The sequence below is a fragment of the Pseudomonadota bacterium genome (assembly GCA_039024915.1).
Taxonomy (GTDB): Bacteria; Pseudomonadota; Alphaproteobacteria; order Rhizobiales; family MH13; genus MH13.
The window spans coordinates 155,820-169,522 of record JBCCPK010000002.1; the positions used below are offsets into that span (position 1 = coordinate 155,820).

At 58.9% G+C, this 13,703-nt stretch carries 15 protein-coding genes; 4 read left to right on the forward strand and 11 right to left on the reverse strand.

The window, feature by feature from the left end; all coding sequences use genetic code 11:
* Positions 1-8: 8 nt before the first annotated feature.
* Genes npdG through cofG form a run of 6 tightly spaced genes read right to left on the reverse strand, consistent with a single transcriptional unit; the run spans position 9 to position 5,421 of the window.
* Positions 9-677 carry an NADPH-dependent F420 reductase gene (npdG, locus tag AAF739_04050; GenBank protein MEM6381823.1) on the reverse strand — a complete coding sequence of 223 codons (669 nt, stop codon included), beginning with the start codon at positions 675-677 and terminating at the stop codon, positions 9-11.
* The gene (gene cofE / locus AAF739_04055; protein MEM6381824.1) at positions 674-1,444 is read right to left on the reverse strand and encodes a coenzyme F420-0:L-glutamate ligase; all 771 of its coding nucleotides are present in this window, start codon (positions 1,442-1,444) and stop codon (positions 674-676) included. The genes npdG and cofE overlap by 4 nt, the downstream gene beginning before the upstream one ends.
* Positions 1,441-2,070, reverse strand: coding sequence for a 2-phospho-L-lactate guanylyltransferase (cofC, locus tag AAF739_04060; protein MEM6381825.1), 630 nt, complete (start codon positions 2,068-2,070; stop codon positions 1,441-1,443). The genes cofE and cofC overlap by 4 nt, the downstream gene beginning before the upstream one ends.
* Positions 2,067-3,008: a 2-phospho-L-lactate transferase gene (gene cofD, locus AAF739_04065; protein MEM6381826.1), complete on the reverse strand. Its 942-nt coding sequence runs from the start codon at positions 3,006-3,008 to the stop codon at positions 2,067-2,069. The genes cofC and cofD overlap by 4 nt, the downstream gene beginning before the upstream one ends.
* Positions 3,008-4,306 carry a 7,8-didemethyl-8-hydroxy-5-deazariboflavin synthase subunit CofH gene (cofH, locus tag AAF739_04070; protein MEM6381827.1) on the reverse strand — a complete coding sequence of 433 codons (1,299 nt, stop codon included), beginning with the start codon at positions 4,304-4,306 and terminating at the stop codon, positions 3,008-3,010. The genes cofD and cofH overlap by 1 nt, the downstream gene beginning before the upstream one ends.
* On the reverse strand, positions 4,300-5,421 hold the full coding sequence (cofG, locus tag AAF739_04075; protein ID MEM6381828.1) for a 7,8-didemethyl-8-hydroxy-5-deazariboflavin synthase CofG: 1,122 nt from the start codon (positions 5,419-5,421) through the stop codon (positions 4,300-4,302). The genes cofH and cofG overlap by 7 nt, the downstream gene beginning before the upstream one ends.
* A 1,084-nt stretch (positions 5,422-6,505) precedes the next feature.
* Between cofG and AAF739_04080 the strand changes: the two genes are divergently transcribed.
* Positions 6,506-7,198, forward strand: coding sequence for a fasciclin domain-containing protein (locus tag AAF739_04080; protein MEM6381829.1), 693 nt, complete (start codon positions 6,506-6,508; stop codon positions 7,196-7,198).
* Positions 7,199-7,244: 46 nt separating this feature from the next.
* Here the strand turns inward: AAF739_04080 and AAF739_04085 are convergent, their stop codons facing one another.
* Complete coding sequence (locus AAF739_04085; protein ID MEM6381830.1) at positions 7,245-8,234, reverse strand: agmatine deiminase family protein; 990 nt, start codon at positions 8,232-8,234, stop codon at positions 7,245-7,247.
* A 221-nt stretch (positions 8,235-8,455) separates the two neighbouring features.
* Here AAF739_04085 and AAF739_04090 point away from each other — a divergent pair, with 221 nt between their 5' ends.
* The 3 genes from AAF739_04090 (at position 8,456) to AAF739_04100 (ending at position 10,161) form a co-directional block, all read left to right on the forward strand.
* Positions 8,456-8,941 carry a CIA30 family protein gene (locus AAF739_04090; protein ID MEM6381831.1) on the forward strand — a complete coding sequence of 162 codons (486 nt, stop codon included), beginning with the start codon at positions 8,456-8,458 and terminating at the stop codon, positions 8,939-8,941.
* Positions 8,942-8,993: 52 nt separating this feature from the next.
* Positions 8,994-9,641, forward strand: coding sequence for a thiopurine S-methyltransferase (gene tmpT, locus AAF739_04095; GenBank protein ID MEM6381832.1), 648 nt, complete (start codon positions 8,994-8,996; stop codon positions 9,639-9,641).
* 148 nt (positions 9,642-9,789) lie between these two features.
* Complete coding sequence (locus AAF739_04100) at positions 9,790-10,161, forward strand: STAS/SEC14 domain-containing protein (GenBank protein ID MEM6381833.1); 372 nt, start codon at positions 9,790-9,792, stop codon at positions 10,159-10,161.
* A 129-nt stretch (positions 10,162-10,290) separates the two neighbouring features.
* On the opposite strand, the gene AAF739_04105 is transcribed toward AAF739_04100, so the two are convergent.
* The 4 genes from AAF739_04105 to AAF739_04120 form a co-directional block, all read right to left on the reverse strand.
* Positions 10,291-11,289 carry an ABC transporter substrate-binding protein gene (locus AAF739_04105; protein MEM6381834.1) on the reverse strand — a complete coding sequence of 333 codons (999 nt, stop codon included), beginning with the start codon at positions 11,287-11,289 and terminating at the stop codon, positions 10,291-10,293.
* A 60-nt stretch (positions 11,290-11,349) separates the two neighbouring features.
* A complete protein-coding gene (locus AAF739_04110) occupies positions 11,350-12,147 on the reverse strand; it encodes an ABC transporter permease (protein MEM6381835.1) in 798 nt (265 codons plus the stop codon).
* 65 nt (positions 12,148-12,212) lie between these two features.
* Positions 12,213-13,091 (reverse strand): ABC transporter permease, encoded by an 879-nt coding sequence (locus AAF739_04115; protein MEM6381836.1) that lies wholly within the window; start codon positions 13,089-13,091, stop codon positions 12,213-12,215.
* Positions 13,088-13,696 (reverse strand): hypothetical protein, encoded by a 609-nt coding sequence (locus AAF739_04120; GenBank protein ID MEM6381837.1) that lies wholly within the window; start codon positions 13,694-13,696, stop codon positions 13,088-13,090. Before AAF739_04120 ends, AAF739_04115 begins: the two co-directional genes overlap by 4 nt.
* Positions 13,697-13,703 lie beyond the last annotated feature (7 nt).

Here is a 13,703-nt window from a genome sequence, read left to right on the forward strand (position 1 = left end):
GAGGTTGATCAGTGCTCCGGCGGCCAGATTTTTATCCCGGCGTGCGAAAATGGCACCTGCTTTGAAATATTGATCCGAATGAGGATCGGCGTAATGGCCTCAATGCATCGCGCGGAGTTGGCGGCACCGGCATTGTAGCACTGGACGCCAAGCTTACCGACCAGCGCCATGACCTGTTTGCGGGCATCCAGTGAATTGCCGCAAACCAAAACATCGCAGTTGATGCTCGCATCAAGATCGTTGAGCGTATGCGCCGAAACATTGTGAAGAGCGCCTATCACCGGGATATCGGCACCGAGCAAGGCCTGAGCCGCTTCCGTCGCCGAGCCCTCCGGCGGCATCGCGACCACCTTGGGATCGTCCGGCGATAATGGAACCACGATATCGACCAGCACCTTCCCGGCTAAATGTGGTTTCAACGCTTCCAGTGTCGCGTCATGGCCGGAGTACGGCACCGACAGGATGACAATACCGTCCGCCGCAGCCGTGGCGTCTTCGTTGCTCGCGCCGGTAATCAGACCCCTATCAACACCGGCATTCTCGGCAAGCTCCTGCGCCTTTTCGGCGGCCCGCGCGGCATCCCGCGAACCCACAACAATTGGGACTCCGGCGCGGGCGAAGCGCATCGCCAGACCGCTGCCCTGAGGCCCAGTCCCACCGATAATGGCAACCGTCATCGAAACACATCCTCTCCCCGAGCGCGGATCAGATGCCCGGCGCTGGTCTTTTCATCTTCCAACCATTCAAGGCCCCGAAACAGCACCACCGGAGTCCTGGCGGCCTTTCCGATCACAAGCCCGGAAGCGGCGGCGATTTCATCGGCAAATGCCGGTTCCGTAACCCTAAGGCGCCGCCCCCGCGCATCAACCCCGCCGATCTCGCTGCGGGTCGCTGGCAGTCCGGCCAGGCCGATCGCAACGTTTACCTGACCCAAACGCCACGGGCGGCCAAATGTATCGGTGATCACGATACCAATTCGCACCCCGAAACGCTTTTCGAGACCGTCGCGGATGCGCGCCGCACTGGCGTCAGGATTTTGAGGCAGCAAGATTGCTTCGCCGTCACCGGCGGTGTTCGATTCATCCACCGCTGCATTAGCCGAGATCAGGCCAAGACGATGCTCGCAGATCATCGTCCCCTCGTCGGCGCCGGGATGCTTGAACGCCCGCAAAACATCGACACTTTCATCGAGAACGATCTGAACCTTTCGCGGGTCCTTGGAGAGCTTCTCGGCATAGAAATGCGCCTCGGGTTGAGGCTTGACGTCCGCCAATCTCCGAACCTGGCCCTCGGCTTTTGACACAATCTTGTGCGCAATCGTCAGCACGTCCCCGTCGACAAGATGGAGCCCATTTGCCTCCAGCGCGTCACCGATCAGCACATCGAGACTGTCGTTCAAGCGCACTTCGGGCAATCCATGCAGCGCTATAAGCTCAACACTCATGACCGCCGCTCCGTCTTCTCACCGAACGCTCGCTGCAAACCGCGTGTCAGGCGCTCTCCAAGATCGGCCTGGGTATCAACGTCGTAGAGCAGGCTATCGAGCGGTGCGACGATGACTGCCATTCCCGAGGCTTCCGCACGTCTTTGATGTTCAAGGCTCGATTGCGGGCCGTAGGCAAACGCAAGCCCGGTCGGCGGGGTGACGATAAGCGCGTTCGTGCCACCATCATGGGCAGGCGAGACGATCACAGATTCAAAGTTGCGCGGCAGAGCGAACAGCGCATCGAGATCGGCGATCGATGGATCGGCCAGGTCGCCCGGCAGGACGCATACGCTGCGATGGCCGAGGTCGGCGGCGTGTCGCGCTCCGGCGGTGACCGCGGCATTCAGATCACCGCTTGGATCATCAATACAAGCCACGTCAGCTGAGCTGCAGATAGCCCGGATCGCGGGTGACGACGAGACAACGAGGATGGTGGGTTGAGCGGCGATCTTTCCAAGGACACTGAGCAGATTACGAAAGAGCGTCCGCGCGAGGGCGGCGCGCGCTGCGTGCGGCAGGCGGTTTTCGAGGCGGCTCTTCGCTTCGCTCGGGTCTTTCATCGGAATGATAACGCAAATATTCATGCTGCAAGGTCTACTTGTCCGGCATGCAGCACCTGCATGGCAACTGAGCGCTTCGCTGCAAGGTCTGCCATGACAATCGGACAAACGACGGGATCAATGCCACTTTCGCGCACAGCATCGGCAAGGCCGGCATCGACACTATCGATCAATAGCCGGTCGATGAGCCCTGCATAGTGCCTCGCGATCCCCAGCGCGCTGGCTTCAAGCCCAGTGCTTTCCATCATACGCGCCGCCGGCCCCTTGATGGTCTTCCCGGCGATCAGCGGACTGACAGCCACAACGGGCGTCGCCGCCGCAATCATCGCATCCCTCAACCCGGCGACAGCGAGGATGGGATCGATGGAGACCAGCGGATTGGACGGCGCGATGACCAAAAGGTCGGCTTGAGCGATGGCCTCTAGGGCTTCCGGCGTCGGACGCGCGGCATCGGCGCCTTCAAACCAGATGCCAGTCACCGTTGGCGCGCACCGTTCACGCACGAAGTACTCCTGAAAACCAAGCTCTCCGATCGACGTCCGAAGCCGTGTTTGGACCGGATCGTCCGTCGGCAGAATTATTCGCGGCCCGACACCGAGCGCCCGAGCAATATCCGCCGCGATCTGCGTTGGCCGGTCACCGCGTGCGCGGCGCATGGTGCGGTAGATGTGCAGCCCCAAATCAGCGTCACCCAAGGTCATCCAGGTCGCTTCGCCAAACCGCTCCAGCATCTGCAGCGCGCGCGTGCTCTCATCGGCAAGTCCCCAGCCCTGCTTGCGATTGATGATATCAGCGAGCGTGTAGGTCACCGTGTCGATATCGGGCGAAACCCATAGGCCATGGAAGGCGCAATCGTCTGCGACGTTACCGATAACGGTCAGCTCGACGCCCTCCACCGCAGCGAGCCCCTCCGCCATTTTCGCACCGCCGACGCCGCCGGCCAGAAGCGTCACCGACACCATCAGGCGGACCGAAGGCGGTCGCGTACCAAAAACGCGAGTGGATCTGCGCCGGCCCGCGCAACCAGCGGCTCATGGACCTGAGGATCGTGATCGTCGAAGCGCTCAATCGTCCTGTAAAGCGTCGAGCGTTGGACAGGCATACGCCCCGCCGCCCGAATGATCTGCACCATCTCGTGCGCCGTCACTTCCTGGCCGTTCTTCGCGCCAGCCGCGCGGCTTATGCTCTCGTTCATCAAGGTGCCGCCGAGATCGTTGACACCGCATGCGAGCATGGCCTGCGCCATTTCCGGACCCAGCTTCGTCCAGGAAACCTGGATGTTATTGATCCAGCCATGCAGCATGATCCGGCTGACCGCGTGCATGGCGACAATCTCGTCGATCGTCGGGCCGGGGCGGACCGAATTGGGGTCCTTGCGGTAAAGCGGCGCATCTTCATGCACGAAGCTCAACGGAACGAATTCAGTAAAACCTATTGATTCCGTAACGGGAGGATTGTCCGCCCTTATGGCCGGAATACCGCCATTCTTGTCGCGACAAACGGTGTTTTTGTCGCGACAACGCCGCTGAATGTCGCGAATACGCGCCACATGCGCCGCCCAATGCTCCGGCCCGTCGATGTGGCCATACATGATTGTCGCCGTCGTCGGGATACCGACCTCATGCGCGGTGCTGATGATCTCTTCCCACGCATCAGCGGACAGCTTGTCACGCGTCAGGACCTTGCGGATCTCGGTGTCCAAAATCTCCGCCGCCGTCCCCGGCATGCTGCCGAGACCAGCATCCTTGAGGTCCTGCAAAAACGCACGCAGCGGCGTGCGAGTTTTCTTCACCCCGTACCAGATTTCGAACGGCGAGAAGGCATGGATATGCAGCTCCGGCAAAGCCGCTTTCAGCGCAACCACGATGTCGCGGTAATGGGTGCCCGGCATCTTCGGATGCAAGCCGCCCTGGATGCACACCTCTGTGGCACCGCGATCCCATGCCTGCCGGGCGCGGGCCACGATGGTCTCGATCGGCAGCCACTCGGCGCGCGCCTCGTCCATCCGCTTGGCAAACCCGCAAAACTGGCAACCCATGTAGCAGACATTGGTGAAATTGATGTTGCGGTTGACGCAGAAGCTGACGTCATCACCAATGGTCTGTCGTCGCAGCTGATCGGCCACTGCCACGACCGCTTCAAGGTCCGCACCGCGCGCGGCGAACAGCACCGCGCCCTCGGCTTCCGATACCTCACCGCCGGACAGCGCCCTGTCGAGGATGCGCCGAACGGCGGGCGAAGCGGGGTCTTTCATCAACATAAGACCGCCACCTCCGCGCCGGTGCCAGAGGCGGCAAGCGCCTGATCCCTTGCAAGCCCGTCGGCGCGAGCCATGCGCCGCGCCCGGGCCGTCGGGCTATCGCCATCAACCACATGCGCATCCCGCTCAAGAAACGCCGGATAAACGGTCAGCCGCTCCTCGAGCAGCAGGCCTTTCTCAAGGCAGGTTTTTGCCAGCTGATCGATCTGCGGCCAGGGATGGCCGGGATTGATGAAATCGATTGTCACCGGCGACAACCCGCCCCAATCGTTGATGCCCGCATCAAGGTAAGCCACGTGGCGCGCGGACAGGTTGGGCGGCGCCTGCAGGCTGATCGACGGGTCGAGCATCAGCCGCGCGGTCGCGAGCGTCAGCAGCATGTCATCGAGGCTCGGCTCGGGGTGATGCTCCATCGCAATTCCCGGCTTCTGCTGAAAATTCTGAATGATCACTTCCTGAATGTGGCCATAGCGCTGGTGAACGGCTTCAATCGCCGCGAGCGCCTCGATCCGCTCCTCCCAGCTTTCGCCGATGCCGATGAGAAGGCCGGTCGTGAACGGAATGCCATGTCGGCCGGTGGTCTCCAGCGTGCGCAGCCGCGCCTTAGGCGACTTATCGGGGCAGCGATGATGCGGCATGCCCGGCTGCATCAGCCGGTTGGACACCGTTTCGAGCATCATGCCCATGCTGGCGGAGACGGGTTCGAGCGCTTCGATCTCATCATCCGTTAGCGTGCCGGCATTCACATGCGGCAGAAGGCTCGTCTGATCGAGGACGAGCGCACACATTGCGGCCAAATAGTCGATGGTCGAGGCGTGGCCGAGTTCCGCAAGCGCGTCCGCCGCCTCGCGGTAACGCGCTTCGGGCTTTTCGCCGAGCGAGAACAGCATCTCCTTGCAGCCTGCCACCTCGCCTCGCCGCGCGGTATCCAGAACCTGTTCCGGGGTCATGTAATAGGCGCCCGGATCACCGGGGCGCTTGACGAATGAGCAGTAACCGCAGGTGTCGCGGCACATGGTGGTCAGGGGTGCGAAAACCTTGCGGGAATAGGTGACGCGGTCGCCCCAGTGGCGTGCCCGAATAGCGCAGGCTTCCTCGTACAGAACCCGCCGCAAATCCGAGCCGGCATGGACGTAATGCTTCGCCTCTTCGGCACTGACGACCAAATCGCTTTCTCCCGCAAAATCAAACTAGACCATTCGGTCAAAAACGGGTCAAGGGGGTGAGGTATCCCAGCCACTTGCGACCGCAGAGATTTCGAGATCATAATACGCAGCTTTCAGTTCTTTTCGGATCGACACACAGAATGGCAGATTTAAAGAACGGATTGTTGCTCGTCGCATTCGCGTCGATACTTTATTTTTCTGGATACGCTTACCTCGACGGGTATTATGAATATTACGATATTTCAGTACGCGAAATTTCTCCCGATATACATGAAATAATCGCTCACGGAGCGATATTCTTTTTTCAAATTGCAAGTAAAACAGGATTCGTAATCACACTTCCACTATTGAGCGGATTAATAATTATCGGACTTATATTCGAAATATCAAATAATTTTTATTTTTTATTACGGCGATTTATTGTATTTTTTGGAATATTCATTATCGCAATTGCATCAATTTCTGCACATTCATTAGGTTTAGACCAAGCAAAGTCTGATTTATCTAGACTTAATCCAATGCAGCTAAGTATCTTTACAGAGCAAAACGTTATTGTAAATCTACCGTCACCCCCTAACACTCAATACAAATATCTTACATCATCACCCGACACACATTTCGCGGTCGCAATATTTCAAGGAGGGGATCGATGGTGGCTTGTACGATTTCAGAAATCCGACACCGTTACCTTACGTGTCTTTCAAGACTAATCATTGCATGCAGGACTGCCATCCTAGTTCCAGTAGCCGTTTCGGTACCAGCCGTTGCGCAAGACGGTCTGGTTGGTCAATCATCGATTCCCCCAAGCTTTTACAGGCTTGGAGACCCAGACGACCCAAGGAAAGGTTTTATACTATCACTTGATCAAGCAACTGAAACAGGTACGAATTTTCAGTTTTGCAACGGAGACCGTGCTTGGGTCGACATAAGCACTTTGCAGCCGGAGCTCAGTGACTGCGATGACGAGCCAACGGGCCCATGGCCGGCATTATTCGGGAGCTACGACTGGAGGGGAGCGCCAGTCATAGCACAAATGGAAGCCTCTGGTGACTACGCCATGGTCGGCTTCATATTTTCAAATCCAACTGATTCAGCCCAGCCAGAAGGTTACGTAGGTACTCTGATATCTGCCTCCGATTGGAATAACGTCTATCCATCGGAAGGGCTGGCAGAAGCAATAGTTAAAGGTATCGACTATATCAACCTATCTGATGATGAGGTAAGTATCACAACGGACCTGGGCTTTCCTGCCGTCTTGATCAGAGACCCGAGCTTATTCGACTTCGAATATACAACAAGTTATCCGACGCGCGCGCCCACGGCCACCTTCCAAGCACTCATCGAATCATATGGTCTTGAGAGGCTTATGACGGACTTAGATCTATCAGGGGAAGAAATTACGTTACTTGCTCCATCTGATGAAGCATTCCTTGAACTGCCAGACGATTTTGTCCAACAACTTGTAGACCCTAGCGATCCTGATAGGCTTGGCACTTTCTTAGCAAATCATACTCTTGTCGGGCGAAATGAAATGGATTTTCTTACGCCCGTAAGCGAATACGTTACGGAAACCGTTGTTGAACCGTCCGAATGGTCGGAAGCAGTGGATCGAGCAGAAATAATTGTAGTGCGACCAAACTTGAATGTTTCTGATAATATAATAATACAGGTAGTAAATCAATTGATTATCACTGATTCATTTGCGGATTTAATTGTGATAGACTAAATATTTGGGTACAATACATTTACATCATTGAGCATGGCGGGGTTATCTACCCTGGCATTTCCTTCGTTGCGCAATGGATGCCGCCGCCGATCTCGCCGAGGGCATCGGCGTTGAGCATCACGACTTCGCGGCCCGGATAGTGCCTTTGCAGAGCGTCGAGGGCGATGTCGTCGGCCTCGTCATCGCCGAACTGTGCGGCGACGACCCCGCCGTTGCAGACATAGTAGTTCACGTAGGACGCGACGAAGTCAGCGGAGCGGACGCGGCGGCGTGAAGGCTCCGGGATAACCTCCAGATCGAGGTCGTAAGCCGCTAGAATATCATGCGTTTCGAGCGCCGCCTGATGAAAGGGATCGCGCGGGTCAGGCTCATCTGGAAGGTTAAGCAGGACCCGGCTCACCCCCTCATCGTTGCGGCCGGTAAAGCGCGCCAGGCTGTCTATGTGATAGTCGGTGATGTCCTCGTCCCACACGCCGGGGCTCCAGATGACCCCGTCCGCACCGTAAGCCGCGAGCAACCGTCGCCCGATCTCGTCACGATCCATTCCCGGATTGCGATTATCGTTTACCCAGCTGCTCTCATGGGCCATCAGAAGGCCATGGCCGTCCTGCTCGACGCCGCCCGCTTCGCCGACGAGCCCGGTCGGCAGCATCTCGATCCCCAGCCGCTCGGCGACGCGGCGCGCGACTTGCCCGTCATGCCGGTGCACCTGCTTGTCGCCCCAGCCGTTGAACCGGATATCGGCGGCGGCGATGCCGCCCGCATCATCGACGACAAAGATCGGTCCGGAACCGCGGCACCACAGATCCTCGGTCGGGATATCCCAAAGCTCGATGTCTCCGGCGAGCTGGCGACGGAGATCAGCATGATGCTCGGCGGCAGCGAGCATGGTCAGCGGCTCGAACTGGGAAATCGTGTTGGCGATGTCGGCAATCGTCTTCTGCACGGCGCGGAGAAACCGGCGGTCATCATAGACCGCGCGGCTGACGGGCCACTGCATGAAGGTGCGCGCGTGCGGCTCTTCTTCGGCGGGCATGCGCCAGCGGTTTGCGGACGCCTGCGCGCGCGCCGCTCCCGAACCACCTGAAAGCGCCGCGGCCAAGCCGATCTTAAGACCCATGCGCACCACCTGTCGTCTTGTTCGCGCCATTGCGTCTATCCCATGCAAACGAGGCGAACAGGGTAGACCACCGCTTGCAAAATTGGGCAATGCTGGACAGCAAGAGGCGCAGAGACCGGGAGAGCGCGTTGACGATAATGGACTTGCAGTGGGGCTATGTTGCCGACACCGTGATGGGTGGCGTCTCGCAGGGATCGCTGAGCGAAGAGATCGTTGCGGGCCGACAGGCGTGGCGGCTGCGCGGCTCGATCAGCCTCGACAACAATGGCGGCTTTATCCAGATGGCAGCGGACCTTCCGCCGCGTGGCGGGGCACTCAATGCGAGCAGCTTCTCTGGTGTGGCGTTTGAGGCCATCGACGTGGCAGCGTTTGAGGGCTTGCGGCGCGGCGAGACATACAATGTGCACCTGCGCACAGCGGACCTGACCCGCCCATGGCAGAGCTACCGCCAGAGCTTCATGGCGGGGGCCGTTTGGGAGACGCACCGGATCGCCTTCGAAGATTTTGAACCGCACCGAGCCTCCGCGCCGCTCGATCTTTCGAGGCTTCGGCGGATCGGGGTGCTTGCCATTGGTCGGCCATTCCAGGCAGATATCGCCATTGCCGATATGCGGTTGGTTTGAGCCGCGATCGAACGACCCTCAAGTTGAGGACCAACAGCATGGATCCAGTCTGATGGAAGCGGCCTTTTGGCAGGAACGCTGGCGCGAGAACCGCATCGCGTTCCATGAATTTCAGCCCAACCCGCGCCTCGTCGATCATGTCGATGCGCTGAACTTGACCGGCGACCAGCATGTCTTTGTGCCGCTTTGCGGCAAAACGCTCGACCTCGACTGGCTTCTGGCCAAGGGCAGAACCGTCACTGGCGTTGAGCTCAACGAAGGTGCCGTACGGGAAGTTTTTGAACGCCAATCCATCACCCCTGACGTCGAACAGGTGGGGCCGCTCAAGCGCTACCGGTTCGGCGCACTCACCGTGTTTGTCGGGGACTTCTTCGCGTTGACCGCCGAAATGACCGGTTCGCTCGATGCGATCTACGATCGCGCGGCGCTGGTCGCGATGCCAGAAACGATGCGCGCGGACTATGCCGCTCATCTGTCGGCGCTGTCCGGTTTCGCGCCGCAACTTCTGGTGACGTATGATTACGATCAGAGCCAGATGAGCGGCCCGCCGTTTTCGGTGCCGCAAGCAAAAATCGAAGCCTATTACGCGTCCCGCTACGCGATCAAACAGCTGGACGATAGGCCAATTAGCGGGCCCCTCGCGCAACGCTGCCAAGGCCGTGAGCAGACCTGGCTTCTGACGCCTATGACGGCTGCGTAAGCTTCGAGCCAGGCTTATACCTATCCCTGTCAGCCAGCGCTTGAGTGCGGTGCTCGGCTTGTAGCCGGTTCCGATTGTCCCCACATTCTTTTGGTCAAGGCACCGCGCCCAACGGGCGGCGCGCTGACGACAGAGCGGGAGAGAAACCATGTTGACAGTCACCAAACCGTCCGAAAACCGCTTGGACATTGTGCTGAGCGGCAGCCTCGATGCGGACGCCATGCAAACGGGTCTCGATGAACTGATCGCCCATTCCGATGGCATATCCGACGGCGTGATGCTTTACACGATCTCGGATTTCGCCTTGCCCAGTGCCGGTGCGCTCGCGGTCGAGTTTAGTCGCCTGCCCAAACTTTTCGCGCTGATCGGGCGATTTAGCCGCTGCGCGGTGGTTACGGATGCGGGTTGGATCCGCACCGCGGCTGAAGTTGAAGGCGCACTGATACCAGGTCTCACCATCAAGACATTCGAACCACAGCACGCAACCGAAGCCGAAACGTGGCTGACGGCGAGCGCTTGAGAACCGACGGCTCTGAGCCGAAAAAGGGGCCGGTTTCCCGGCCCCTTGTCATGCATGATGTCGTCTCGGTAAGCGGTCGTCTGATTTGCGACAGCAACGGAACCGCCCGTTTCGGATAAGGCGGATGGCTTACAGCCCGTCGGTCACCACCGACGTCCACGCCCCCTCGGGAGCAGCCGTGATCACCGGGTCATCACCACCAGCAAGCAGCGTTTCCACCGTCGTCTCGTAAGCCGCAACATCGAGAACACCGGTCGAACCCGCGGTCAGGACGTTGATCTCGCCCATCATGCGCGTCTGATGCGCTTCGGTCTGTGCGCCGGTCTCATCATACTCGAGTACGATCATGGCCGCTTCTTCGGGGTTTTCCTGCGCCCACGCCCATCCGGCCATCGAGGCGCGAACAAAACGGGTCAGCTTGTCGACCATGGCGGGGTCTTCAAGCGACTCTTCAACCACGTACAGACCATCTTCAAGCGTCGCGACGCCCTGGTCGGTGTAGTTGAACACCGTCAGATCATCCGGCGCGAAACCCGCATCGATAATCTGCCAGTATTCATTGTAGTTCATGGTGGACACACAATCGGCCTGACCCTGGATGATCGGGTCAACGTTGAAGCCCTGACGGACGACCGTCACGCCCTCATCGCCGCCATCGGTGGGGATGCCCAACTGGCTCATCCACGACAGGAACGGATATTCGTTGCCGAAGAACCAGACGCCGAGCGTCGAACCGGGAAAATCTTGCGGGCTGGTGACACCGGAATCGTTCCGGCAGGTCAGCATCATGCCCGAGCGGACGAACGGTTGGGCGATGTTGACGAGCGGCACACCACGCTCACGCGCAGCGAGCGCGGCGGGCATCCACTCGATAATGACATCAGCGCCACCACCGGCGATCACCTGCGGCGGCGCGATATCCGGCCCACCTGGATTGATGGTGACATCAAGATTTTCAGCTTCGTACAGCCCCTCGTGCAGCGCGACATAGTAGCCAGCGAACTGCGCCTGGGTGACCCATTTGAGCTGCAGCGTCAGCTCATCCATCATCGCCATCGCAGGCGCCGTGAAGGCCGTTGATGAGGCGAGCAGCGCCGCCCCTGCGATCAGCTTGGTGGTTGTCTTCATCGTGAGAAAGTCCCTTTTTATGCAGCACCGCACGATCGCGGTGTCTGTTCCCCTGTTGCCCTAGCGCGCCCGCCGCATGGACGGGTGCCAGAATGTGATCCGCCGCTCCAGTAGCGCTATCGCACCATAGGTGAGCGATCCTGCCAAGGCGGCGACGAAAATTTCTGCCCACACCAGATCGATATTCAGGCTGCCAACGGCGGTTGAAATTCTAAAGCCCATACCGACGATCGGGGTGCCGAAAAATTCAGCAACGATTGCCCCAATCAGCGCCAAAGTTGAGTTTATTTTCAAAGCGTTGAAGATAAACGGCATAGCTGCCGGCAAGCGCAGCTTCACCAGTTCCTGCCCGTAGGAAGAAGCGTAGGTCTGCATCAGATCGCGCTCCATGCGCCCCGCCGCGGAGAGCCCGGCCATGGTGTTCACCAGCATCGGAAAGAAGGTCATGACGACCACGACGGCCGCCTTGGACGGCCAATCGAAGCCGAACCACATCACCATGATCGGCGCGATCCCGATAATGGGCAGCGCACTCATGAGGTTGCCGACCGGCATGATGCCCGCCTTCCAGAACGGCGAGCGGTCGATGAGCACCGCGATGGTGAAGCCCAATGCACAGCCCATCAGGTAGCCGGGAATAACGGCGCGGACGAAGGTCTGCACGAAGTCGGCCCAGAGCATGTCGGTTGACTCGACGATCCGGTCCCACACCATGGAGGGCGGCGGCATGACCACTTGGGGCACGTCTAGGCCGCGGACGATGCCTTCCCACAGCACCAGCAGCGTTACGCCGAACAGGACAGGGATCGCGAGGTTGATCGCCCACTTCGCCGGCCCAGAAAGCTCAAGGCGGGCCATACGCTGGTTCGCCGCCCAGGCGAGCAGCCAGAAAACAAGTGCCGCGATGAGAATGCCGGTGCCGGTCACACGTTCACCTCGCGCGCACCCATGCGCTTGTTCACCCACGCGCCTATCCAGCCGATGGAATAGACCAGCAGCGCCGACATGAAGGCGGCCATGAACAGCGCCGACCAGATCTGTGTGGTCTGGCCATAGTACGAACCGGACAGGAGCCGCGCGCCGAGCCCTGCGACGGCGCCGGTGGGCAGTTCACCGACGATGGCGCCGACAAGCGCAATCGCCACCGCAATCTTCATCGAGGCGAACAGATAGGGAAGCGACGACGGCAACCGCAACTTCCAGAAAATCTCCGATCGGCTCGCATTGTAGGTGTGCATCAGATCGAGATGCATAGCCTCTGGAGACCGCAGACCCTTGGTCATCCCGATCGCGACAGGGAAGAACGCCAGATAGGTCGAGATGAACGCCTTGGGGATCAGCCCCGTCACTCCAACTGTGTTGAACACGATGATGATCATCGGCGCGATGGCGAGGATCGGGATCGTCTGGGACGCGATAATCCAGGGCAGCAGCGATTTGTCGAGCACCCGCGAATGCACGATACCCACGGCGAGTAGAATGCCCAGCAGTGTGCCCATACCAAAGCCGACCAGCGTCGAGGAGAGCGTGATCCAGGCGTGGTAGACAAGGCTCCTGCGCGAGGTTGGCGACCGCTCGAAGACGGACGACTGGATTTCCGCCCAGACCTGATGCGGCGCCGGCAGGATCGGCCGGTCCATCTGCATCGTCAGCTCGACCTTCTCCATGAAGGTCCGCTCAAGCCCCATGCGCTCGAGCCGCTCGGTCTCGACCCGCCAGTTCATGCCAATCGTCCCAGCGTACCAGGCCGCGAGAATGATCCCGAGAACGGTGAGAATGGGGAGGACGGAGCGGGTGATCATTTATGTGCCGCCTCCCTGCGAACTCGTTCAATGGTTTCGATGCGCTCGTGCTCAAAAACCGCATGAAAGACTTGTCGAATAACCGAGCAACACTCACTCACGTCATCGAGCGTTACCTCGACAAGATAGGGCAAAGGTCCAAGCACAAACGGATAGGTAACGTACGTTTCCCCGTTTCTTGTATAGGACCCTTCCTTTCGCGCTATAAGCGTTACGCGCTTATCTTTTGAGCGCTCAGCGTTCAGCTCCTCCAGTTTTTTGTACGATGGACCGTTGCCATGTTTCAGCACGTTGACAACGCGAGACCAGAATTCCAGCTCCTTGATCAATTCGGGACCCAGATAAGAAAATTGATCGCGTAGAAGTTCTTTGAAGCAACGCGGCCGCTTGTTGGCGACTTCAAAAGAACTCACTTGAAGAACGGACTCAACAAGCGAAAAGATGCCGACAAGCAATACGGAATTCTCAGTCTGGCGATATGCCGATCTGTCGTAATGGGCAGGCTCGTTATCCGTGACATCGGGGATGCCATCTTGATGTCTTTGACATTCCAAACGTTCGACAAGTTCGTCTTCCATACGGGCCAGATAGGCGAGTGAACCCACAAACACC